This window comes from Pseudarthrobacter sp. 10T415 (genome assembly GCF_056394175.1).
Genome location: NZ_JBFTHJ010000014.1, coordinates 55486 through 78632, shown reverse-complemented (window position 1 = coordinate 78632; position 23147 = coordinate 55486). Strand labels below are relative to the sequence as shown.

Here is a 23147-nt window from a genome sequence, read left to right as displayed (position 1 = left end):
AGCTCGAAGCTGTCCACCTTGGGGTATACCCCGAAACAGTCGGATCCCTGGCAGAGCGCGGTTCGCACCAGGCAGGATTCAGCCCCATACATGACTGGGAATGCTGCATCACCGAGTGGTGCCCTGCCCCGGCCGGGCGTTCCCTAGTAAAGTGACCTCTCCCGTGCACGTTATGGTGAATTCAAGGATCCTCCTCCACAGGCAATACATCCCAAAAGAAAAAGAGCGCAAGAGACATGACAGCCCCTGCACCAGAGGACTTCGACAAGCAGTGCGACAAAGTATTCGAGGAAATGCTAGGTAATCTTGAACTCGACGCCGACGAGATATTCGAGGTCCTTTGTGGCCCCCGAAAGTGGAACAGGAAAACTGACAAGCGTGTTGTGGACTACGTCTCCGGCGAATTTCCCACGCGACAGCAACTGCACGGGTTTGAACGGGCTCCCTTTCGCGAACGGCAGATGCTGCTCGCCCGTTTGCACGGCCTGCAGGCAAAGACCAGTCCTAAGTTCATTCCCATAGCTATGGGTTACCTAGCCGCGACCGTCGCACTCGCTGCGTTAATGCTGAGGGAAATGATGCCGACCCAAATCGGACAGCTCCTCGCTTCGATCGTGTTGGTGTTGATCCTCTTCCTTGGCCTCTACCTGCTCTGGGAAAACCCCCGATCTTCACGCAGAGACGCAAACCTAGCCTCTTGGGTGGAGTCCTTCAAGGACAGCCACGCTCTTGCAACGGAAAAGGAGAAAGAGCAGCGAAAGCCTGTCACTCCTTAGCGAAACGCCGCGCTGGGGGAATGTACAGAGTCTTGAACATAAGTCTGAGACTCGACGAAATCATGCATAGTCACATCGGCGTCGGCGGAGCCCTGCTGGTCGGAGAACTGGACGCAGGCGTTGGGGCCGGCAATCTGTAAGTAGATGCCGTCATCCTGGTGAAGTAGGTAGCTTGTCCCGCAGGCCCCCGTAAAGGTAACTCTTTGATTCGGAGCGGTGAACTACTTCTGCCGGCCGTCAGGCAGTTCGATGAGTTTTGTCTTGCCTGAAAGCTGGGCCGTCAGGGTTTTGCCGTCTGGACACGGAACGTCGAATGGGGTGGTACCAACAGACCCCGGCGGTTTTGGTGCGGCGGTAGCCAGAGCGGCCAGTCAGCTGCTGGGGCGACGGTGATGGGCCTGGCTATGCGAGTGAGCCAGTTCTTCATTGAAGTACTCCGTTGTAGCTTCTGAATAAAGTTCCGCAATAAACGGGACAAGTCCCTGACTGCAAGGACTTGGAGTTATGTAGTAGCTTTCAGTGCCATCACGAGTAGGCGATACTCACATCTGGAAATTAGGGACACGTGCGTACGAACTCTATTCCATAGCGGGCACCCCTGAAGGCGTAAATTGGCCAGGTAATGGATGCGGACGGTGCATCGGAACGAATGTTCCCAGACTTACGGCCGAACTTGTGTGGCGGCCTCGTTACCCACCACCGTCGTCCACGGGCGGGCGGTCCACGACGTCACAACGCCGCCCGTGACATAGGGGTCGGCGGTCAGTATGAGGTATTCATAGACATGAAATCTGTACCACTCACTATTGAGGGGGCGGCCCTTCTCCGCGACGTAATTTCTGACGCCATCGGGGCTATAGAACGGTAAGCATCCAGTTGACATGAAATCTGGGCGTGCACGGCTTCACAGCTGCGGGTCTGGGGGACGGCGTTGGCGCCAGAATAGTTCCGTCAGAGCTCACCGCTCTGGTGCTGGCTTGGCTGGCGACACGAAGCCGAGCGGCATTCTCGGAGTCTTTGGCTGCGCTGAAGACATCAGCGCGCAAGGAGCCTGACTGTCTTTCTCGTGGCGCCGTTCGCGGGCCATTGCGCTTCTTTCGGTTACGCCACCGTCGTTTGCATCATTGTGCATCTCGTCACCAGTCTTTTCGTCGCCGCGCTAAGGGGGAGGCCCTCTGATACCTGTTCATACCAAAAGAGGAACTGGGGTTCTGTTGGTGGACACCTGAATTAGCGGGATCCTGGGATTCTACGGGAAGGTGTTCTTGTGAGCACGACACGACGTAAATTCACTCCTGAGTATCGGCGGGAGGCCGCGCGCCTGGTGATTGATACCGGCATGCCGGTGGCGCGGGTGGCGCGTGAGCTGGGTCTGGGCGGGCAGCTGCTGGGCCGGTGGGTGGTCCAGGAGAGGGCGCGTTTGGAGGCTCCTGAGGAGTTCGCGGCGGCGGAGACGGACAAGTCGGAGTTGGAGTGGTTGCGTCGGGAAATGCGCAGCTGCGGATGGTTAACGAGTTCCTGGGAAAAGCCGCAGCCTTCTTCGCCTCCAAGCAGCAGAATCGGAATGCTTCGAACTGATGGAAAGCCGAGAAGGCTAACTATCGGTCCAATGGATGGCCCGGCTTCTTGGCGTGTCCCGGTCTGGTTTCTACGCCTGGCGTCGACGAAGCTCCGAGGTGTCAGTGCTGGACGTTGAGCGGGCGGAACTGGATGCGAAGGTCCGGCGGGTTCACCGGGATTCGACCGGGATTTATGGGGCGCGGCGGGTGCAGTCGGCGTTGGCCAGGACCGGGTCCGGGACGGGGGGCTGACCGGAAGACCGCGGCCGCTTCGATGCGCCGGCAGGGCCTGGAAGGGATTTCACCGCGCCAGTTCCGGCCGGTCGCGCCGATCGGTGAGGTGCGGGGGCGTTCGATCCCGGATCTGGTGGCCAGGAAATGGGACACCGGGACTTCGGACGCGGTCTGGATCTCGGATCACCTACCTGCGCACCGATGAAGGGTGGGTCTACTTATGCGCCGTCCGGGACGCCTGCTTCCGACGGGTAATCGGATGGGCGATGGACTCAACCCAGACCACCAGCCTGATGGAGCGCGCTTTGCGTATGGCCTTCATCCTCCGCCGCGGCGGTCCTGCCGGCGTGGTTTTCCACGCCGACAGGGGCACCCAGTACACCTCGACCCAGCTCAATGACGTTTGCGCAGGGCTGGGCATCCGCCAGTCCGTTGGCAGGACCGGGGTGTGCTGGGACAACGCGATGCAACTGGGCCACCCTGAAAGCCGAGTTTTACGACCGCCGGCGCTGAGTAACCAGACAGGACGCGATCCAGGCCACCGGACGTTGGATCGCGGAGTTCTACAACTGCGCCCGGCTCCACTCAAACATGCCCTAATCGGAGACCGCAGCCACCTCAACCTCAACCCCCGCATCGCGGAACTTCTGCACCTGGGCGGGGTCGGCGCCGTCGTCCGTCACCAACGTCCAGGGCAGCGCCAGCCGCGCCCACGCGTGGAAGGGCCGGAGCCCGAGTTTGGAGGAGTCCGCCAGAACATAAACTGACCGCCCGCGCCGGGCCATGAGCTCCTTTAGCCGGGTCTGGGCGTGGTCGGCTTCGCAGATGCCGTCCTCGGCGGTGACGGCGTCGGCGCCCAGGAACACCCGGTCGAAACTCATCCGCTCCAGCGCCGCCTCGGCCAGCGGCCCTACGAAACTCTGCGAAACGCCCCGGAGCCGGCCGCCCAGGCAATCCACCTCGATGCCCTCGCAGTCGGCCAGCTCCTGCAGCGTGTTGATGCCCGGCGTCGTCACGGACAACGGGCCGGACCCGCGCAGCTCATGCGCCAGGGCACCCGCGGTGGAGCCGGCGTCGAGCAGGATGTTCTCACCCGGCTGGATCACCGAAGCCGCCCACCGGGCGATCGCATGCTTCTGCTCAAACGCCTCACCCGTGCGCTGCCGCAGCGACGCCTCCGGGTGCGCGCCCAGTGCCATCGCCCCGCCGTACGTGCGGGCAAGCTTCCCTTGGGAATTCAGCAGCGCCAGGTCGCGCCGGATGGTGGACGCGGTCACCTCGAACCGGGCCGAGAGCTCCTCCACGGAGGCCAGGCCGGTGGTCACGGCAAGGTGGTAGATCTCCTCGCGCCGCGCGTTTGCGCTGAGCATTCCCGGTCTCCTTCCCGTGGGCATGGCGGTGGCAGTGCTACCCATGCTAGTTCCGGCCCCCATCAAACCCAGGAACTACACGGCCACGGCCGGGCGGGTGGCCATCTCCGCCGCCTGGTGAAGCGCCTCCACCATGGACCGGGAATCGGCGATGTTCTTGCCGGCAATGTCGAACGCGGTGCCGTGGTCCACGGACGTGCGGATCACCGGCAGGCCCACCGTGATGTTCACGCCGGCCTCGATGCCCAGCACCTTCACCGGCCCGTGGCCCTGGTCGTGGTACATGGCCACCACCAGGTCGTAATCGCCCCGGCCGGCCAGGAAGAACAGCGTGTCCGCCGGCAGCGGGCCCACCGCGTTGATCCCGGCAGCCTGCGCCGCTTTCACGCCCGGCTCGATCTTCTCCGCTTCCTCGCCCTGCCCGAACAGGCCGTTCTCGCCCGCGTGCGGGTTGATGGCGCACACGCCGATCTTCGGGTTGGGAATGCCCGCCCGCACCAGCGCCTCGTGGCCGCGGCGGATGGTGCGCTCCACCAGGTCCGGGTTGATCTTCCGGACGGCATCCATCAGCCCGATGTGCGTGGTCACGTGGATCACCCGGATCTTGGGCGTGGAGAGCATCATGGACACTTCCTCCGTGCCCGTCAGGTGCGCCAGCAGCTCGGTGTGCCCGGGGAAGATGTGCCCGGCGGCGTGCAGCGCCTCCTTGTTCAGCGGCGCGGTGCAGATGGCCTGCACCTTCCCGGCCATCGCCAGCTCGCTGGCCACCCGGATGTACTCGTACGCAGCATGCCCGGCCACGGGGGAGAGCTGCCCCCACGGCAGGTCCTCCGGCAGCAGCGCCAGGTCGACCACGTTCACCCGGCCGGGCGTGAACACTGCGTCCTCCACGTCCGTTATCACCTGGATGTCCGCCTGGATGCCCAGCACCTCGGCGGCCTGGCGCAGCCGCAGCGCGTCACCGATGATCACGGGACGGCATTCGGCGTTGCTCTGCGGATCCAGTGCGGCGGCCACCACCACCTCGGGGCCCACGCCGGCGCCATCGCCCATGGTCACGGCCACGAAGGGAAGCTGGTTCGGGTTTGCTGCGTCAGTCATTGTTGCTCCAGATTGTTCGGAAGTCTTGCGGGGAAGGGTGTTGGCGGGAGCACCCGCGGACTGGCTGCGGCGCTCCCGGATTTCGTCGTAAAGCTGCAGGAGGGCCAGGTCATCGCCGAAGCTGCCGGGCTTGGTGCCCACCAGCGTCCCGTCATCGGCGCGGCTCAGCACGGCCCCGTGCTGCACCGCCGCGAGCGGCACCAGGCTGGAGCGGCCGACGGCGTCCAGGACTTCCCGGGCCGTCTCACCGCCGGTAAGGATCAGGTCAGCAGCGGTGGCCTTCGCAGCCTGGGCCGCGAACGCAGACAGTGCCTGCACGATGCTCGCCGCGCGCGCCGGGTCCACCTTGCCGGCCGCCAGGGTGACGGCCACGTTGCTGCCGTCCCGAAGCGCCTGCTTGGTCTCCTCGAGCTGCGGCCCGTATGCACCGGTGGCGCCGGCGTACTGCGGGTGCAGCCGGACCACGGTGAAACCTTGGCCTTCGAGCTTGGCCAGCTGGGCCTGCGCGGTCCGAGAAGCGGAGCCGACGACGGCGAGCACCGGCCGGTCCGCCTCCTGCGGTTCCGCGGCGGGTGCGTCCGTCGCTGCCGTACTGTGCGCATTCCGCGCAGTTTGGGTGGCCAGCCGCTGCGCGAGGACATCGGCCGCTCCGCCGGTTCCCACCAGCACGATGCGGCGCCCGCCGGACTGGAATCCCAGCTCCAGCAGGGCATCCACCACGTGCTGCAGGTCCTGAACGGTTTCGCCGTCAGCCACCACCAGCGCGGGCCGGCCGTCCAGCAGCCCGGCCAGGCGGGACGGCACTCTGCTTGACCGCACCGCCTCAAGGTCCAGGGACTGCACCGATGCCGGTTCTTCCGGGCGGAGCAGCGACGGAATGTCCACCGGCGGGGCTGAAGCCTCCGCCTGCCACAGGTCCGTCTCCGCCAGGGGAGAACCGGCAACAAGAGGACGGCCGGCGCGCACTGTGCGCTGCAGCTGGGGGAGTGCCCCCGCAACCACAACGTGATAGCCGAGGCCCGCCAGCGCGGCGGTCTCGGCGCTGATGTTGCCGCGCCACAGGGAGTCCATCTTCTTGAACATCACCTGCGCATTGGATGCGGCGGGTGCGGAGAATGCGTCTTTCACCAGTGCTTCGGCATCGCTGCCGGACAACCCGCGGGAGTGCGTATCGATGACCACCACGTCGGTGACCGGCGCACCCACGGAAGCGACGCCGTCGTACGTTGCGCAAACAGTGCCCGTGCCCAGTGAAACCTGCGCGGACAGGCCGTGCTCCACAAAGCAGCAGCCAACCTCGGCGGCTCCGGAGAAGTCGTCAGCCTGCACAAATACGGAAGCCACGGCGCTCCTCTCGAAATCGGTAGTGGGCTGGAACCCGCTGACTGCGGGAAGCTTTCCATCATCATGACACGGTTGCGCGAAACACGCTAGAGGGGTTGCGCAAACTGCGCAGGAGTGGCAAAGTGATGGACACAACATTCGGCGCCGCCACCCCGGCGCCCGCCGAACCCCCCAACCTACCGAGAGGTCAACGATGACCGTTCTTCCTCAAGGAAGTGAGATTTCCCGCCGCCGCCTGCTGCAGTTCGGCGCGGCTGCAGGGTTTCTGCTGGGTACTGGCAGCCTCGCCGGCTGCGCAGGCCCCACCGGCCTCCCGGGTCCCAGCACCCTGACCCTGGCACTCAACCGCTCCCTGGTCAGCCTGGACAACAAGCTCAACCAGTTCGACGCCGCCGTCACCGTGCAGCGCGCGGTCCGCCAGGGCCTCACCGCCATCGGCCCCGAAACCAAGCCCATCCTGGTCCTGGCCGAACGGTTCGAGATGACCGGCCCCACCGAATGGACCGTTACCCTCCGCGAAGGCATCCGCTACTCGGACAACAGCCCGGTCACCGTGGAGGACGTCGCCACCGCCCTGAAGATGTACAAGCAGGTACAGGGCTCCTTCGTGGCTGGCTTCTTCCCCGAATTCCCCGAGGTTGTCCCCGTGGACGAGCGCACCTTCAAGATGGTGTCCAAGAAGCCCGTCCCCATCCTGGACTCGCTCATGAGCATGATCCTGATAACCCCCGCCGCGCAGAACAAGCCTGAAGAACTGCAGGAAGGCCTGGGCACCGGCCCCTACGTGGTCACCAAGTTCAACCGCGGCGCCGGCACCTACAGCCTGGAACGCAACCAGAACTACTGGGGACCCGCCCCGCAGGTGGACAACGTGGAAGTCCGTTTCCTCCCCGAGGAATCCAGCCGCGTCATCGCCCTGCGCAGCGGCGAGGTGGACGTGATCGACTCCATCACCCCGGACTCCCGCGAACAGCTGGGCGGCCTGCCCGGCGTCACGCTGCAGGAATCCTCCAGCCTCCGCCTGAACCAGATCTTCTTCAACTTCCGCAAGCCCGCCGGCCACCCCCTGGCCGATCCCCGCGTGCGGCAGGCCCTCAGCATGGCCATTGACGGCCAGTCCCTGGTGAAGGACGTCCTGGTGGACTCCGTCACCCAGGCCGAAGGCGTCACCCCCTCCAGCCTCACCGGCTACTACAAGACCGGCGAATACGTCTACGACCCCGAGCAGGCCAAGGCCCGGCTCGCCGAACTCGGCGTCAAGGACCTCACCCTGAAGATCATCTGGGAAACCGGCGAGTTCGCCTCCGACACCTCCGTGATGGAAGCCCTGGTGGAAATGTTCGGCAAGATCGGCGTCAAGGCCGAGCTGCAGCAGTTCGAACCCGGCGGCAACATCCTCGCGTGGCGCCAGGGCAAGCAGGGCGACTGGGACCTCCTGGGCAACGGCTACCCCAGCCCCACCGGCCTGGCCATCACCATGCTCCAGGGCATGTACACCGGCACCCCCGAAAAGGAAGCCACCCGCGACACCTACCAGGGCTACGTGATCCCCGAGGTCACAGCCAAGATCCAGGCAGCCTCCGCCGAAGCGGACCCGGCCCGCAGGACCGAACTGCTCAACGAAGCCCAGCAGGCGGTCTGGGACACCTGGCCCTGCGCCTGGGCCTTCGTCCCCAAGTCAGTCCTCGCCCACCGGGAACGGGTGTCCGGGATCAACCTGGCCCCCACCAACTCCTACCCCCTCGTTGATGTCCGGCTGGAGGCCTAAGCCATGACGAACTACATCCTCAAACGCCTGGGACAGGGCCTGCTCACCGTGTTCCTCACGGTGTCCACCGTGTTCATCCTCATCCGCATGGCCCCCGGCGACCCCGCCGTTTCCTACGCCGGCCCCCTGGCCACCAGCGACCAGCTCGCCGCCGTCCGCGAACAGTTCGGCCTGGACAAGCCCCTGCTGGAGCAGTACTGGATCTTCATCCAGCAGCTGGTCACCGGCAACCTGGGCCAGTCCTACTCGTTCCAGGCACCCGCCATGCAGGTGGTCTTCGAACGCATGCCCTACACCCTCACCCTGGCCACGTCCGCGATCCTGCTGACCGCCGTCGTCGCCATCCCGCTGGGTGTGTGGATGTCCCGCCGCCCGGACACCGGCCGCGAGTTCGGCGTCAACGTGCTAACCATCGCCGGGCAGTCCATGCCGGACTTCTGGACCGGCATCATGCTCCTTACCGGCTTCGCCGTGCTGGTCCCCATTTTCCCGGCCTCCGGCTTCGGCACCTGGGGCGGGCTGGTACTGCCCACCATCACCATCGCCATCCTGCAGATCGCCCTGATCTCCCGCATGGTCCGCCGCGAAATGACCGCCAACTTCGCCGCCCCGTACCTCACGGTGGCCCGCTCCCGCGGCGTCCGCAGCTCCCTGCTCACCTGGCGCTACGCCATGGGCAACTCCGCCATCCCCGTCTTCACCGCCCTGGGCACCCGGTTCGCCGCGATGCTCAACGGCGTGGTGGTTGTTGAGGTCGTGTTCGCCTGGCCCGGCGTGGGCTCCCTGATTGTCCGGGCCCTCGAAACCCGCGACTACCCCCTCATCCAGGCCACGGTCCTCATCACCGCACTCCTGGCGGTGGGCGTGCAGCTGCTCATCGACCTCGCCTACCCGCTCCTTGATCCCCGCGTTCGTCTTGGAAAGGCGGCCACAGCATGAGCATCGATACGGTAACTCCCACGCCGGGTGCGCCCGGCGCACCGGCCAAGCAGCCCAGCCCCAGCGCCGTCACCAAGGCGGACATCGCCAAGGCAGGCGCCACCCGGCGTCGTAAATCCGCCCAGTGGAAACTGGTGGTGGGCACCATCTGCACCCTGCTGGTGATCATCCCCATCATCCTGGCCAACGTGCTCCCGCTGCCGGACGCCAACTTCCAGGACCTCGCCGCCCGGCGCCTGCCGCCGCTGACGGACGGGCACCTGTTCGGCACCGACCAGCTGGGCCGCGACCTGCTCTCCCGCGTCCTCCACGGCGGCCAGGTCTCGCTGACCATCGGCGTGCTGGCGGTGCTGGTTTCCGGCGCCATCGGCGTGATCCTCGGCTCCGCCGCCGGCTACTTCGGCGGCTGGGTGGACACCATCATTTCCCGCATCCTCGAAGCCCAGATGTCCCTGCCGCTGCTCATGATGCTGCTCCTGGTGGTGGCCCTCTTCGGCCCGTCCATCCCCGTGATCACGTTCGTGATCGCCATCGCCCAATGGCCCGAAGTTGCCCGCCTCACCCGCTCCCTGGTGCTGGTGGAACGCGAAAAGCCGTACGTCTCCGCCGCAAGGATCCTGGGCCTGCACCGCATCCAGATCCTCATCCAGCACATCATCCCCAACGTCATCAAGCAGGCAACCCTGGTGGTGCTGCTCCTGCTGGCCCAGGCCGTGCTGCTCGAATCCGCGCTGTCCTTCCTGGGTGCCGGGCCGCAGCGGCCCTTCGCCACCTGGGGCCGCATCATCTCCGACGGCCAGGACTACATCACCACCTCCTGGTGGATGGTCACCCTGCCCGGCCTGGTGATCGTGCTCATGGTGGTGGGCGTCAACCTGCTGGGCGACGGCCTCCGCGACCGTCCCCGCCGCAAGAAGAAGGGTGCCTGACATGACCGCCTCATCCGAGACCCCGGCCGTGAAGGCCGCTGCCACTTCGGCCGCTTCCACAACGGCCACCGACCAGGCGAAGTTCACCGAACAGCCCCTGCTGGAGGTCCGCGACTTCCAGGTGGAACTGATCACGGACACCGCCATCATCCGCGCCGTGGACGCCGTCAGCTTCAGCATCCACCGCGGCGAAACGGTCACCATCATCGGCGAGTCCGGTTCCGGCAAGTCCACCACGGCGATGGGCATCCTCCGCCTGCTGCCCGAGGACCTGGCGGTACTGTCCGGCACCGTGCTGATTGACGGCGTCGACATCTCCGCAGACCCCAAGGCCATCAACAAGGTGCGCGGCAAGACCCTGGCGCTCATCCCGCAGGACCCCATGACGGCGCTCAGCCCGGTCCACTCGATCGGCAGCCAGCTGTTCGAAGCCATCAGCATCGCCGGCGCCGCGTCCGCCAAGGACAAGGCCGCCCTGCAGGCCCGCGCGGTCCGGCTGCTGGAACAGGTGCACATCCCCACCCCGGAAAAGCAGCTGAAGAAGTACCCGCACCAGCTCTCCGGCGGCATGCTGCAGCGTGTGCTCATCGCCATCGCGCTGGCCTCCGAGCCGCAACTGCTGGTGGCGGACGAGCCCACCTCGGCCCTGGACGTCACGGTGCAGGCCGGCATCCTGGACCTGCTGCTGGAACTGCAGGAACAGCGCGGCATCGGCATCCTGATGATCACGCACGATCTCGGCGTGGCCCGCCTCATCTCGGACCGCATCCACGTGATGAAGGACGGCTCGTTCGTCGAATCCGGCGAGGTCCAGCAGATTGTGGACCACCCCGCCACCGAATACACGCAGACCCTGCTGGCCGCCGTGCCCGTGCTGGGGGAGTGGGACGAAACGCCCGCCGCCACCGGCCGCCGTGCCGCCATCACTGACCCCGCCCTCACCCAGACCGGAGCACGCAATGACTAAGCCGTTCCTCGCCGTCGACAACCTGGTGGTGGACTACCACGTCCCCGGCGGCACGTTCCGGGCCGTGGACAACGTCTCGTTCTCCGTGGACAAAGGCAAGACGATCGCCGTCGTGGGTGAATCCGGCTGCGGCAAATCCACCATCGCCAAGGCACTCATGCGGCTGGTCACCCCCACCAGCGGCAGCATCAACCTGGACGGCACGGACATCGCCGCCATGAGCGAGGCCAAGCTCCGGCCCATGCGCTCAAAGTTCCAGATGGTGTTCCAGGACCCTTACGGCTCCCTGGACCCGCACATGACCGCCCAGGAAATCGTGGCCGAACCGCTGAAGCTGCAGGGCATCCGCTCCAAGGCCGAACGGCACAAGGCCGCCGCCAAGCTGATCGACCAGGTGGGCCTGCCCGTCCGGTCACTGGACAAGCACCCCGGCGAGTTCTCCGGCGGCCAGCGCCAGCGTATCGGCATCGCCCGGGCGCTCGCATCCAAGCCCGAACTGCTGGTCTGCGACGAAGCCACCAGCGCCCTGGACGTCTCCGTGCAGGCGCAGGTGCTGCGTCTGCTGAAGTCCATCCAGGACGAAACCGGCATCACCTACGTATTCATCTCGCACAACCTTGGCGTGGTGCAGGAGATCAGCGATAGCGTCATGGTGATGCAGCGCGGCAAGCTCGTGGAACACGGCAGCACCGCGTCCGTCCTGACCGCCCCCAAGGAGGACTACACCCGCAAGCTCCGCCGCGCGGCCCTGGACCCCTCCACCATGACCGGCCTGAAGCCGCGGCACATTGTCCGCTCCCTGGCCCTGTCCAACCAGTAACTCTTCCAGCACCCGCAACCACGAGGAATCAACGCATGAGCACGCAGCCCGAAGGCGCCCAGGTGGACGGCCTGAAACTCCCCATCTCCCGGCTGGTCCTGGGAACCATGACGTTCGGCGACACCGTTGACGAGGCCACCGCCGGCCGCATGGTGTCCGAGGCGCTCGACGCCGGCATCACCACCATCGACACCGCCAACGCGTATGTCGGCGGGGTCACCGAGGAGATGCTCGCGCGCCTCCTGAAGGGAAAGCGCGACGGCGTCATCCTGGCTTCCAAGGCCGGCATGCCGCACGCGGACCACGGCTCCAATTCACCGCTTTCGCCGGAGGGGCTCCGCGCCAGCGTGGAAGGCAGCCTGCGCCGCCTGAACGTGGACAGCATCGACCTGTTCTACCTGCACCAGCCGGACCGGGCCACGCCTTTGGCTTCCACCCTCTCGACTGTTGCCGAGCTGGTGGCTGAGGGGAAGATCGGCGCGCTGGGCGTGTCCAACTTCGCCGCCTGGCAGATCGCCGACGTGATCCACACGGCGCGTGAAGTGGGGGCGCCACAGCCCGTCGTCGCGCAGCAGCTCTACAACCTGGTGGCCCGCCGGCTGGAGGAGGAATACCTCGAGTTCGCGTCCACCCACAACGTGCACACCATGGTCTACAACCCGCTGGGCGGCGGCCTGCTCACCGGCAAGCACAGCTTCGAAGCCAAGCCCACCGAGGGCCGCTACGGCGATTCCAAGCTCGCCGCCATGTATACACAGCGGTACTGGGACAAGCAGCTGTTCGACGCGATCGGCGAGCTGTCCCGCATCGCCGCCGACGCTGACGTGACCCTCGCGGAACTCTCGCTGCGCTGGCTGGCCTACCGTGACGGCGTCGGGTCCCTCCTGCTGGGCGGATCCAAGGTGGAGCAGCTGCGCGCCAACATCGCCGCCGTGGGCAACGGACCGCTGCCGGCCGACGTTGTGGAAGCCTGCGACGCCGTGGGCACCTCGCTGCGCGGCCCGATGCCCGCCTACAACCGCTGACCCTTTCCTGCACACTGCCTGACCGAAACTGACTGAAGGACTCTGATGACCTCCGAACTGGCCCTCGAATTCGCCCGCAAGATCCGCGCCCGTGAGCAGGCGGTGGGCTACTGGGCGGTGCTGGACGCGCCCGTGGCCACCGAACGCATCGGCCGCCTCGGCTACGACTACGTTGCCCTGGACGCGCAGCACGGCCTGCTGGGCTACTCCGGCGTGCTCAACGGGCTGATGGCCATCGACGCCGGGCACACCGCCGTCGGGATGGTCCGCGTGGAGGCCAACGACTTCACCGCCATCGGCAAGGCACTGGACGCCGGCGCCGTGGGGGTCATCGTCCCGCTCATCAACAACGCCGCGGACGCCGCCGCGGCCGTGGCGTCCGCGAAGTACCCGCCGCTGGGTGGCCGCTCCTACGGCCCCATGCGCTCGGCGCTGCGGATCGGCCCCGTCCCGGCTGAAGCCAACGCCACCACCATGGTCTTCGCCATGATCGAAACCCCCGAGGGCCTGGCCAACGTCAAGGAAATCTGCGCCACCCCCGGCCTGGACGGCATTTACGTGGGGCCGTCCGACCTCGCGATCGCGGTGGGCGGGGCGTTCCCCGGGGATCCCGCCGTCGAAACCGAATTCAACGCCGCCCTGGAGACCATCGCTGAGGCCGCGGCATCGGCTGGCATCGCCGCCGGCATCCACACGCCCGCCGGGACGGTGGCTGCGCAGCGTCTGCAGCAGGGCTACACCTTCACCACCATCGCCTCGGACCTGACGCACCTGGAACAGATCGCCAAGTCCCACCTCGACGCCGCTACTTCGAAGGATTGATCCCATGACGAACACCACCACCGACGAGTACAGCACCATCACCCCGGACGGCGTTGTAAAAACGGCCGACGGCGCCGACTTCGCCTACCTGCCTGCGCCCACCGTGCAGAGCCACGCGGCCAACCTGCTAACCCTCCCGGACGGCCGGTTGGGCTGCGTCTGGTTCGGCGGCACCCAGGAAGGCGTGCCGGACATTTCCATCTGGTTCTCAGCCCTGGAACCGGGCAGCAGCCAGTGGTCCGCGCCGGAGCAGCTCTCCGACGACTCGGCGCGCTCGGAGCAGAACCCCATCCTGTTCACGAATACTGACGGCGCCCTGTGGCTCCTGTATACCGCGCAGAAGGCGGGCAACCAGGACACGGCCGAGGTCCGGCGTCGTATTTCCCTGGACAGCAGACGCACCTGGGGCGACGTGGAGACGCTCTTCGCCGCCAACGAAACCGGCGGCGTGTTTGTCCGCCAGCTGCCCGTGGTGCTCCCGTCCGGCCGCCTGATCATCCCCATCTTCCGCTGCATCACCACGCCCGGCGAAAAGTGGGTGGGCAACAGCGACGACAGCGCCGTGATGATCTCCGACGACGCCGGCGCCACCTGGACCGAAACCGTCCTCCCCGGCAGCCTGGGCTGCGTCCACATGAACATCCAGCCCGTAGCCGACGGCACCCTGCTGGCCCTGTTCCGCAGCCGCTGGGCCGACTCGATCTACGAATCCCGCTCCACCGACGACGGGTCCACGTGGAGCGAACCGGTCCCCACCGAGCTGCCCAACAACAACTCCTCCATCCAGTTTGTTGCTTTGGCCGACGGCCGCCTGGCCCTGGTCTACAACCACTCGCGTTCGGGCGAGGGCACCGAACGGCGCCTCTCCCTCTACGACGAAATCGACGACGACGGCCTGGCCGAGGAGCAGGGACAGGTGGCCGAGCCGGACGCCTCGGCTTTTTCCGAGGACGACGGCGTGAAGCGCGCCTTCTGGGGCACGCCGCGCTCGCCGATGACCCTGGCCGTCTCCGAGGACTCGGGCCGCTCGTGGCCGATCCGCCGGAACCTGGACGTGGGGGACGGGTACTGCCTGTCCAACAACTCCCGCGACGGGCTCAACCGCGAATACTCCTACCCGTCCATCCACCAGGGCCCGGACGGTGCGCTGAACATCGCGTACACGTACTTCCGGCAGGCCATCAAGTTCGTCCGGGTGGACCCGCAGTGGGCGTACGACGGCACACAGACGCCGGGTGGCCTGGAGGACGGCTCCATCAATGATTGAGCAGGGGAGTGGTGCCGGCGGCCAGGCTGCGGGCGCCGGGCAGGCTGCCGGTGGCGAGCTGCATGCAGTGGTGACCGGGTGCAGCTCGGGAATCGGGCAGGCCATCACCAAGCGGCTGCTGGCCGACGGCTGGTCGGTCACCGGGCTGAGCCGCACTGAGACGTCACTGGACGGGAAGTTCGAGTGGCTGCAGGCGGACCTGTCCGATCCCGAGTCCCTGGCTGACGCCGTGGCCGGGCTGCGGCCGGCCCACGCCCTGGTGCACGCCGCCGGGTTCCAGCGGACCGCCCATATCGGCTCCCTTGACCCGGCCGCGTTGGCGGGGATGTTCACCGTCCACGTGGCGGCGGCGTCGGTACTGGCCAACGCGCTGGTGCCGTCCATGCCCGACGGCGGCCGGATCGTCCTGCTGGGCAGCCGCACCTCCACGGGGATGCCGGGCAAGAGCCACTACGCAGCAACGAAGGCCGCCCTGATGGGGCTGGGCCGGACGTGGGCGCAGGAGCTGGCGCCGCGGGGGATCACGGTGAACGTCCTCTCCCCGGGACCCACCGACACCCCGATGCTGAACGACCCCGGCCGCGCCGCAACCCCGGTGAAGCTGCCCGCACTCGGCGCCCTGGTGGACCCGGAGGACGTCGCCGCCCTGGCCGCGTTCCTGCTGGGCCCGCACGGCAAGTCCATCACCGGCCAGAACTACGTGATCTGCGGCGGCGCCTCCCTCTGACGCCCGCTCACTTGTGGCGGCTTCCCCGGGGACGCGCGCTCTGTTGTGGTGGCTTTCCCGGGGACGCGCGCTCTGTTGTGGTGGCTTTCCCGGGGACGCGCGCTCGGTTGTGGCGGGTAAACCCGGGTTCTCTCCGCTCGAGAGGCTCGCACAATCATGCGGGGCAGGGCAGGACGCGGTTAGCCAGGATGCAGCTGATGGGGACGCCCCGGGTCAGGACGCAGCGGAGGGAACAGCCTCGTGATGCCCTGCGGGACGGCCCTCCGCCACAGCCCAGTGCCGGTGCAGCGACTCCGCCAGCCGCTCGGGTTCGATCCGGTGCGGCGGGTCGAAGTGGTGGCGCCGGGGAAATACCTCAAGGTGGAAGTCCGGGAAGAAGACCCTGGCCAGCCGGGCAGCCACATCGCCCTGGTCATCGGGATGGCTCAGGCCGCCCACGGCGTAGTAAACGGGCTTGCTGAAGGCGGCGAGCCGTGACCGGTCCAGGTCATAGTCACTGAAGGTACGCAGGAAAGCACGGATCCCGGCGGGCCGCTTGGCCATCCACGGCGGCGGGGGACCGGCCTCCGGTGGCGGCAGGACGACGTCGTCCCTCACCTGGAGCCGCATGAATTCGGCCATGAACTCGTCCGGCGGAAGCGCCTCAAGTTCGTCGTACAGGCGGCGGTGTTCCGTGTAGGCGTGGCTCCAGTCCCAGTTTCCCGCCCAGGCCGGCTCCAGCACGGCAAGGCTCTGCAGCCGCTCCGGATGCTGAGCGGCGAACGCCAGCGCCACCGCACCGCCGCCCGAGTAGCCCAACAGGTGGAAGGTCTGCCAACCCCGCGCATCTGCTTCCCGCAGGACGCCTTCCACCTCAGTGTCCAGGGTCCAGTCAGCGGGCGGCGCGGCCTCCCGGTACAGCTCAAGTTCCTTGGCGACGGCACTCACGTCCGGCCCCAGCGCTTCGATCAGGCGGGCATAGGCCAGGCCCGCGGGCAGCACTGCGCCGGGCAACAGGATGACCCGAATCGGTTCCATGCAAGAACTGTACGCCCGCACCGGAACCGCGCAATGGGGCCGGAACAGGTGGGAGGTCAGCGGGTGCGCAGTGGCCGGCGGCGGAGGTTCCGGGCGTGGAGGCAGACCATCAGCACCAGGAGCGGGACGTGGATGGCGGGCAAATTGCGGGCGAACCATCGGGGCAGGTAGATGTCCGTGACGGACCCGCTTTCAGCGCCGTAGCGTTCGGCGAGGCCGGTGAGCGGGCACCTGAACCCGTTGGCCGCGAACACCAGGGACTCGCCGGCTACTACCGCGGCCGCCACTCCAACCCGACGGTCGGTCCGCCCCGCGAGCCCTGCAATGAGCACGTAGACCACGCAGGATTCGATGGAGAACCACGCCAGCGTGTGCACTGCCTTGACCGCCACCACCGCGGCCCCGCGCCGGTCCATCCGCGTCCCTACAGCGTCTCCGGAACGGGCCTGCCCGGGAACAGCGTGGCGTACTGCTTCCGGTACATCCGGCGGCCCACCAGCTTGTACGCCAGCCGGACCGGTGCCGGGATCTCCTTGAACAGCTCAATCCGGTCCGCCGGAGGGTTCGTGGCCAGCACCATGCCCAGGTAAGAGACCATGAATTTCTTGTCGAACCTGTCGATCCCGTGCTGCCCCACCGCAGCGGCTTCCTTCTCGGTCATCACCCGGTCCACCACCGGCATGACCTCCGTGACCTCGCGGCGCAGGTGCACGTCCAGCACGGCCTTCAGGTCCTCGTAGAGCGCGGCGAGTTCCGACGCGTCTGATACGTCCGCTGTCCGCATCCAGCGCAGCCGCGCCGGCGCAATCCGTTCCAGCCGCTGCGTCACCTGCCGGTGGTGCTCCAGCATCTGCGCGATGTGCAGGACACAGCCGGGGGCGCGCTCCTCCAGCGGCGGGTACATCAGGAGGTCCTCGCCCTCGTGGTGCACGTGAAGGACCATGTCGAAGTTACCCAGCACCTCCCCGACGTACGCGGCCCGCCCGGTATCGCCCGCCGTCACGGAGCGGACCAGGCCGGGCGCCTCGCCGTATGCCCACAGGAAGAAGCGGTGGATGCGCCGCATGGCCGCGGTCCCGGTACACAGGACGGGCCCGGGCGGCAGGGGAGCGGCTGTCTCCCCGGGTTGCATGGTGAAGAAGTCGGTCACGGGATGGCCCCCCTACTCGTCGCGAGACCAGGCCTCTCCCCGCGAGCATCGTATCCCCGCACCACACCCCGCACAATGACCCGCTGCCGCCGGCTGTCCGGGGCGGCACCAAGGCGACGCGTACGACGGCGGGAGGCACCGTCGTCGTACGCGTCGCCTAAGTGAGGGGCTGCTTCCCCTACCCAGCCTGCCTGCGCGGGCGCAAGATATCCCCTATGACAAAGAAGCTGACAGGTGTGTTGCTGCTACTTCTGGGGCTGTTGGCCGCCGGAACGGGCCCTGCTGCCGCAGCGCCGCTCGCGGGAACAGCCGACCCGGTGGGCAACGACGTGTCCTGGCCCCAATGCGGCAAAACCCTCCCGGCCGCGCCGGCGTTCGCGATCGTCGGGGTGACCGGCGGGCTGGCCAACAACACGAATCCCTGCCTGGCCGAGCAGCTTAGTTGGGCGGGCAAATCCTCAACCGGGGGAACCAGCCAGCCCAAGGTTGCCCTGTACGTGAACACTGCCAACCCCGGGCACTCGGGCTCCTGGTGGCCGTCGTCCAACACCTACGCCAACGTCAGCGTCTCCAACTCGTATGGAACCTGCGGTTCCGGCGGCGGGGCACCAGGGCCGGTGGACCTGCCCTGCTCCTACATGTACGGCTACGCCAAGGCCTATGACGACGCCACCATCCGCGGCATCACGAACCCCGGCACCTACTTCTGGTGGCTGGATGTGGAGACCGGCAACAGCTGGCAGACCGGCACCTCAAACGCCACGGCCCTGAACCGCGCCACCCTTGAAGGGATGGCCACCTACTTCAAAGGAATTACCGCCGGCAAAACGGACTCAGACGGCAAGCCAGCCGGTGCCGGGATCTACTCCACCGGCAGCCAGTGGGGGACCATCGCCGGGACGGTACCGGCCGGCAGCGCCCTGGCCGGCGTGCCCAGTTGGCTGGCAGGTGCCAAGACCCTGCGGGGAGCGAAATCCAACTGCTCACTCCCCGGCCTGACCCCCGGCAGCCCGGTCACCGTGACCCAATACGTGTCGGCCGGACTCGACTACGACTACGCCTGCAGGTAAGCGCACTCCGCGGCCCAGCAACGCGGGAGGCACCGTCGTCGTCCGGGTTGCCTAATCTGCGCTGGCAACCCGCCGGGTTGTCAGAAACCGGCGGCCCGAGCCACATCGATCGAACCAGCCAGCAGCGCTACCCGCCGGGCCACTGAGGAACCCCGCGGCGCGGACACTTTCAGCCCGCGGTAAACCTCACTCTTCGGGCCACCGGAAGCGGAATCCAGCGCGGCGCTCACCGATCGGATCGCCGCAGGAGTCAGCAACGACGCCGGCTCCACGGGTGCGGGCGGCACGTGGCAGTCATCCCATGCTTCGCCGAAACGGGTGGCTACCGGGGCGCATCCGGACAGGACAACCCCGGCCAGCAACTCCGAGTCCAGGCACGCACGGATGTGGCGAAAGGCGGCAACTCCGTCGCGGCCTTCAATGGCTGAGCGCCCCCAGTTGACCGCCACTCCCGTTCCAGTTCCGGAGGCGGTGACTGCCTCCAGTTCCTCCTCCAGCGTCAGGAAGCCCTTAACCGGAGTTTGGCCAGGTGTTGCCGCGTCACAGTGCTCCAGCACGGCCCGTGCACCATCCCAGCCGAACCCCGCCAGCTGCTCCAGCGAGGCAGCCAGCGGGCCGATGCCCGCGACGCCGGGAGGCACACCGTGGGGAACAGGGCGCGGCGCGCTGAACAGATGCACCGCAAGGACGGCCGGGCGGCCCAGTTTGGCGTTGAGCGCCCGCACGGCCCCTGCGGCTGTGGCGGCACGCGCCACGGCGGCCTGCCTGCCGGCCGCAGTCAGGGACGCAAGCCCGAAGTCGGCTGAGCCATCCAGCCGGGACATCGTGTCCGGAATGGTGGTCACCACAAATGCCAGATGGTCGGGAAGGTGCCGTACCTGCTCAAGGAACCAGTCGCCGTCGTACTTATGCAACTGGCCCGTGGGGTAGAACGGAATCTCAAGCCCGGACACGCCGGGCAGCCTGGCTGCCGCGTGCAGGAATGCCGCCTCAGCCTCAGGGTCCCATCCGTCCAGGGCGGGCGCTGCCGCGTAGCTGCTCAGGATCAGGCCCGCACCGCCGCTCACACCAGGGCCGCAGCTGCGGACATGACAGGGTTCCGCAGTGTTCCCACGCCCGCAATTTCCACCGAGACGGTGTCTCCCGGGCTGAGCTCCAGGACGGACTCGTCGGCTGCCCACGGTGTGCCGGTGAGGAGCACATCGCCGGGGTAAAGCGTCATGAAGCGGGAACAGAACATGAGGAGTTCCGCCACGCTGAAGACCATGTTTGCCGTGGACGAGTCCTGGACCTGTTTGCCGTTCACCGTGGTCCTGATGCGGAGTGACTGCAGGCCCGGAATCTCGTCCAGCGTCACCAGGTCAGGGCCGAGGGGGCAGAACGTGTCCAGGCTTTTCCCCCGCGTGGACTGCACGTCCTCAGCCTGGAGGTCCCGGGCCGACACGTCATTGGCCACCGTCACACCAGCCACCGCCCACAGTGCCTCCTCGACGCTTCCCGCGTCTTTGAGGAGGCCTCCGATGACGACGGCGAGCTCGCCTTCGCAGACCACCTGACCGGCCAGTGCCGGGTCAAGGATGATCGGGGCACCGTCCGTGGCCAGGCTGCCCGCGAACTTGCCGAAGACCAGGGGGATGCGTCCCGGTGCCCGCCGGTCCGGGGCTGTGCCTCCGGCGGGCCCGGGGGAGAAGGGAGCTTCCGGCCCAGGCGAGGGCCAGTAATTTTCGCCAATGCCGATCAGCTGCCCTGGTATCCGGACGCCCGGCAAAAGAGCGCAGGCCAGGGACGGACGCAGGTCCGGACCCGGCTCGGCCAGGACCAGGGGGTGCCTGGCCATTCAGTGGCTCAGGTGCGAGGCGTACACGCGCAGGCGGGGGTGCTGGAACACTTCGTCCGGCGGCCCTTCCGCCACAATGCCTCCGTGTTCCATGAAGATCACGCGGTCGGCGACCTCGCGGGCGAACTTCATCTCGTGGGTCACGATCACCATGGTCATGCCGGTCCTGGCCAGTTTCGCCATGATGTCCAGCACCTCATTCACCAGCTCCGGGTCCAGGGCGGATGTGGGCTCGTCGAACAGGATGGCCTTGGGGTCCATCATCAGCGCCCGGCAGATGGCAACCCGCTGCTGCTGCCCGCCGGACAGGTCCGCCGGGTAGGCGTCCGCCTTGTCCTCCAGGCCAACGGACCGCAGCTTTTCCATGGCCCGGGGAACGGCGTCGGCCCGTTTCTGCCCTTTGGCGATCACCGGGCCCTCCAAGAGGTTGTCCAGGACCGTGCGGTGCGGCCAGAGGTTGAACTGCTGGAACACCATGGCGATTTCCCGCCGGAGCCAGGTCAGCCGGAACTGGTCCAGCACGCCCAGCTTGCCCCGCCCGTTGGGTGTGTAGAACACCTGGCGGCCGTCCACGTGGATCCGGCCGGCGTCGGGCACCTCCAGCATGTTGATGCACCGCAGCAGGGTGCTTTTCCCTGCTCCGCTGGGGCCGATGATGGCTACCACCTCGCCGGGCAGGATCCGCAGGTCCACGTCTTTCAGGACCTGGCGCGAGTTGTAGCTCTTGGTCAATCCGGTGATGCCGATCATGCCATGCTCCCTACAGCTTCACGGAGTTGCTTGGTGGTGCCCATCTTGCGGCCCATTTTCTTTTCGATGATGAGTTGCAGGACCATCAGGAGGCTGGTCATGACCAGGTACATGGCCGCCACGACGCCCAGGGTTTCCATGACGTTGTAGGTGGAGTTGTATGCCTTCTGGCCCTGCAGCATCAGGTCCGGCACGGTGATCACGGAGATCTGTGCCGACTCCTTCAGCATGATGATGCAGTTGTTGATGTACGGGGGAGTCATGAGCCGGATGCCTTCCGGCGCCGTGACCCGGACGAATTTCTGCAGGGGGTTCATGCCCACAGAGTCGGCCGCCTCCAGGTGGCCCGCGTTCACCGATTTGAGCCCGGCCCTGATGATCTCGGAAAAGAACGACGCCGAGTTGAGGCTCATGGCGATCAACCCCGCCGTGAACGCATCCATGGTCAGCCCGAACGGCTTCGTGTAATAGAAGAAGAACAGGGACAGCATGAGCGGCAGGCCGCGGAAGAACCATACGTAGGCGGCCGCAAAGATCCGCAGTGCACGGACCCGGGAGAGCCTCAGGGTGGCGATGACGTAGCCCAGGACGGTGGCGCAGACGATCGCTGCGGCAACGATTCCCAGCGTGGTCAACGCCCCGGCCACGAAGATCGGAAAGTATTCGGCTGCTACAGAGCCGGGCTCATAGGTGTTCATGGGTGATCAGGCGGAGGGGATCTCGACCGTGAATCCGAACCACTTCTGGTTCAGTTCTTCGAGGGTGCCGTCGGCCTTGAGCTCCTCGATGATCTTGTCCACCTTGGGCTTCATTTCGGTGTCGTCCTTCGGCAGTCCGACGCCGGCGGGCTTGGTGCCGTAGACGTCGCCCACAATTTTCAGTTCCGACGCCAGGGGGGAGTTCTTCATGAAGTTCTCTGCGGCGATCCTCCCGGTTGCGAAGACCTCGATCCGGCCGGCGGCTACGTCTGCGAATCCTTCGGGGGCGCCGGGGTAGGCCTTCAGTTCGGTAAACCCGCCGATGCCCTTGACGTCCGATTCCGTTCCGGAACCGCCGATGGCTCCCACCACCATGCCGTCCAGCTTGCTGAGCTGCTCCACCTTCGTGTTGTCCTTCTTCACCACCGCCACGGCGCCGTCCGCCAGGTAGGGCGTGGAGAAAGTGATGGACTGCTTGCGCGCGTCCGTCATGGTCAAGCCGGACATGACGGCGTCGAACTTGCCGCTGTTCAGGCCCGGGAGCAGCCCGGTCAGCTGGCCTTCCACAAATTCCGGCTCCATGCCGAGCTTCTCCGCAATCAGGGTGCCCACTTCAATGTCGAAGCCGGTGAGCTTGCCGGCTTCAGAGAAGGTGATGGGCCGGAACGTTCCGCTCGTGGCGATGGTGAACTTTTCCTTTGGCGCGGACTCGGCGGATGCGTTGCTGGTTGCTGCGCAGCCACTGGCAGCGAGGGTCAGCGCTGCCAGGGCGGCTACTACGGCGGCTTTGCTGGTGCGTGAAAACATGCGGGCTTCCCACTTTCGGTGATCCATGTGCCAGTGATGTGCTGACACGGATGACGCTATGGGTTCCGTGTGTCCGGGAATCGCCTGCTTCATTTCCGGAACGTTAATTATGAATTCTGTAGACACTTTGACGAAGCGGGGCTACAGGATGGGCCCCTGTGCGGCGCCGG

The 23147-nt window shown here is 66.7% G+C and carries 22 protein-coding genes and 2 pseudogenes; 13 read left to right on the top strand and 11 right to left on the bottom strand.

The genetic code is table 11. The features are described from left to right. Positions 1–236 precede the first annotated feature (236 nt). Positions 237–776, top strand: a complete 540-nt coding sequence (locus AC1DBN_RS16510) for a hypothetical protein (RefSeq protein WP_477723684.1) — start codon at positions 237–239, stop codon at positions 774–776. A gap of 661 nt (positions 777–1437) precedes the next feature. Here AC1DBN_RS16510 and AC1DBN_RS16505 read toward each other — a convergent pair. After that, positions 1438–1536, bottom strand: a pseudogene (locus AC1DBN_RS16505) (YciI-like protein); the annotation flags it as partial. Positions 1537–2043: 507 nt separating this feature from the next. Between AC1DBN_RS16505 and AC1DBN_RS16500 the strand changes: the two are divergent. Both AC1DBN_RS16500 and AC1DBN_RS16495 read left to right on the top strand, forming a co-directional pair. Next, positions 2044–2472, top strand: coding sequence for a transposase (locus AC1DBN_RS16500; RefSeq protein ID WP_477723683.1), 429 nt, complete (start codon positions 2044–2046; stop codon positions 2470–2472). A 198-nt stretch (positions 2473–2670) separates the two neighbouring features. Beyond that, a pseudogene (locus AC1DBN_RS16495) lies at positions 2671–3003 on the top strand (transposase); the annotation flags it as partial. Positions 3004–3165: 162 nt separating this feature from the next. Here AC1DBN_RS16495 and AC1DBN_RS16490 read toward each other — a convergent pair. Both AC1DBN_RS16490 and pdxA read right to left on the bottom strand, forming a co-directional pair. Continuing rightward, entirely contained in the window at positions 3166–3939 is a 774-nt protein-coding gene (locus tag AC1DBN_RS16490; RefSeq protein ID WP_477723682.1) for a DeoR/GlpR family DNA-binding transcription regulator, read from the bottom strand. Between the two features lie 75 nt (positions 3940–4014). Continuing rightward, positions 4015–6384, bottom strand: coding sequence for a 4-hydroxythreonine-4-phosphate dehydrogenase PdxA (gene pdxA, locus AC1DBN_RS16485; RefSeq protein WP_477723681.1), 2370 nt, complete (start codon positions 6382–6384; stop codon positions 4015–4017). Between the two features lie 193 nt (positions 6385–6577). Between pdxA and AC1DBN_RS16480 the strand changes: the two genes are divergently transcribed. The 9 genes from AC1DBN_RS16480 to AC1DBN_RS16440 are packed head-to-tail and all read left to right on the top strand — an operon-like array spanning position 6578 to position 15648. Continuing rightward, positions 6578–8152: an ABC transporter substrate-binding protein gene (locus tag AC1DBN_RS16480; RefSeq protein ID WP_477723680.1), complete on the top strand. Its 1575-nt coding sequence runs from the start codon at positions 6578–6580 to the stop codon at positions 8150–8152. Positions 8153–8155: 3 nt separating this feature from the next. After that, on the top strand, positions 8156–9091 hold the full coding sequence (locus AC1DBN_RS16475) for an ABC transporter permease (protein WP_477723679.1): 936 nt from the start codon (positions 8156–8158) through the stop codon (positions 9089–9091). After that, complete coding sequence (locus AC1DBN_RS16470) at positions 9088–10020, top strand: ABC transporter permease (RefSeq protein WP_477723678.1); 933 nt, start codon at positions 9088–9090, stop codon at positions 10018–10020. Before AC1DBN_RS16475 ends, AC1DBN_RS16470 begins: the two co-directional genes overlap by 4 nt. A gap of 1 nt (position 10021) precedes the next feature. Next, entirely contained in the window at positions 10022–10987 is a 966-nt protein-coding gene (locus tag AC1DBN_RS16465; RefSeq protein WP_477723677.1) for an ABC transporter ATP-binding protein, read from the top strand. Continuing rightward, complete coding sequence (locus tag AC1DBN_RS16460) at positions 10980–11807, top strand: ATP-binding cassette domain-containing protein (protein ID WP_426766169.1); 828 nt, start codon at positions 10980–10982, stop codon at positions 11805–11807. Before AC1DBN_RS16465 ends, AC1DBN_RS16460 begins: the two co-directional genes overlap by 8 nt. Before the next feature lie 35 nt (positions 11808–11842). Beyond that, entirely contained in the window at positions 11843–12832 is a 990-nt protein-coding gene (locus AC1DBN_RS16455) for an aldo/keto reductase (protein ID WP_477723676.1), read from the top strand. Positions 12833–12877: 45 nt separating this feature from the next. Then, entirely contained in the window at positions 12878–13654 is a 777-nt protein-coding gene (locus tag AC1DBN_RS16450) for an HpcH/HpaI aldolase family protein (protein WP_477723675.1), read from the top strand. A gap of 4 nt (positions 13655–13658) precedes the next feature. After that, positions 13659–14921, top strand: a complete 1263-nt coding sequence (locus AC1DBN_RS16445; RefSeq protein ID WP_477723674.1) for a sialidase family protein — start codon at positions 13659–13661, stop codon at positions 14919–14921. Continuing rightward, complete coding sequence (locus AC1DBN_RS16440) at positions 14914–15648, top strand: SDR family NAD(P)-dependent oxidoreductase (protein WP_477723673.1); 735 nt, start codon at positions 14914–14916, stop codon at positions 15646–15648. The genes AC1DBN_RS16445 and AC1DBN_RS16440 overlap by 8 nt, the downstream gene beginning before the upstream one ends. Before the next feature lie 213 nt (positions 15649–15861). Here AC1DBN_RS16440 and AC1DBN_RS16435 read toward each other — a convergent pair whose 3' ends face one another. Genes AC1DBN_RS16435 through AC1DBN_RS16425 form a run of 3 tightly spaced genes read right to left on the bottom strand, consistent with a single transcriptional unit; the run spans position 15862 to position 17815 of the window. Then, entirely contained in the window at positions 15862–16665 is an 804-nt protein-coding gene (locus tag AC1DBN_RS16435; protein WP_477723672.1) for an alpha/beta fold hydrolase, read from the bottom strand. 56 nt (positions 16666–16721) lie between these two features. Then, positions 16722–17081 (bottom strand): hypothetical protein, encoded by a 360-nt coding sequence (locus AC1DBN_RS16430; protein ID WP_477723671.1) that lies wholly within the window; start codon positions 17079–17081, stop codon positions 16722–16724. 8 nt (positions 17082–17089) lie between these two features. Continuing rightward, positions 17090–17815 carry a hemerythrin domain-containing protein gene (locus AC1DBN_RS16425; RefSeq protein WP_477723670.1) on the bottom strand — a complete coding sequence of 242 codons (726 nt, stop codon included), beginning with the start codon at positions 17813–17815 and terminating at the stop codon, positions 17090–17092. Positions 17816–18030: 215 nt separating this feature from the next. On the opposite strand from AC1DBN_RS16425, the gene AC1DBN_RS16420 reads away from it, so the two are divergent. Then, complete coding sequence (locus tag AC1DBN_RS16420; protein ID WP_477723669.1) at positions 18031–18885, top strand: glycoside hydrolase family 25 domain-containing protein; 855 nt, start codon at positions 18031–18033, stop codon at positions 18883–18885. Positions 18886–18965: 80 nt separating this feature from the next. Here the strand turns inward: AC1DBN_RS16420 and AC1DBN_RS16415 are convergent, their stop codons facing one another. The 5 genes from AC1DBN_RS16415 to AC1DBN_RS16395 are packed head-to-tail and all read right to left on the bottom strand — an operon-like array spanning position 18966 to position 22977. Then, the gene (locus tag AC1DBN_RS16415; RefSeq protein WP_477723668.1) at positions 18966–19952 is read right to left on the bottom strand and encodes a DUF4862 family protein; all 987 of its coding nucleotides are present in this window, start codon (positions 19950–19952) and stop codon (positions 18966–18968) included. Beyond that, the gene (locus tag AC1DBN_RS16410) at positions 19949–20722 is read right to left on the bottom strand and encodes a fumarylacetoacetate hydrolase family protein (RefSeq protein WP_477723667.1); all 774 of its coding nucleotides are present in this window, start codon (positions 20720–20722) and stop codon (positions 19949–19951) included. Before AC1DBN_RS16410 ends, AC1DBN_RS16415 begins: the two co-directional genes overlap by 4 nt. Then, positions 20723–21472, bottom strand: coding sequence for an amino acid ABC transporter ATP-binding protein (locus AC1DBN_RS16405; RefSeq protein WP_175318648.1), 750 nt, complete (start codon positions 21470–21472; stop codon positions 20723–20725). It lies immediately after the preceding gene. Further along, positions 21469–22170, bottom strand: a complete 702-nt coding sequence (locus AC1DBN_RS16400) for an amino acid ABC transporter permease (protein WP_477723666.1) — start codon at positions 22168–22170, stop codon at positions 21469–21471. Before AC1DBN_RS16400 ends, AC1DBN_RS16405 begins: the two co-directional genes overlap by 4 nt. 6 nt (positions 22171–22176) lie before the next feature. Further along, positions 22177–22977 (bottom strand): transporter substrate-binding domain-containing protein, encoded by an 801-nt coding sequence (locus AC1DBN_RS16395; RefSeq protein WP_477723665.1) that lies wholly within the window; start codon positions 22975–22977, stop codon positions 22177–22179. Positions 22978–23147 lie beyond the last annotated feature (170 nt).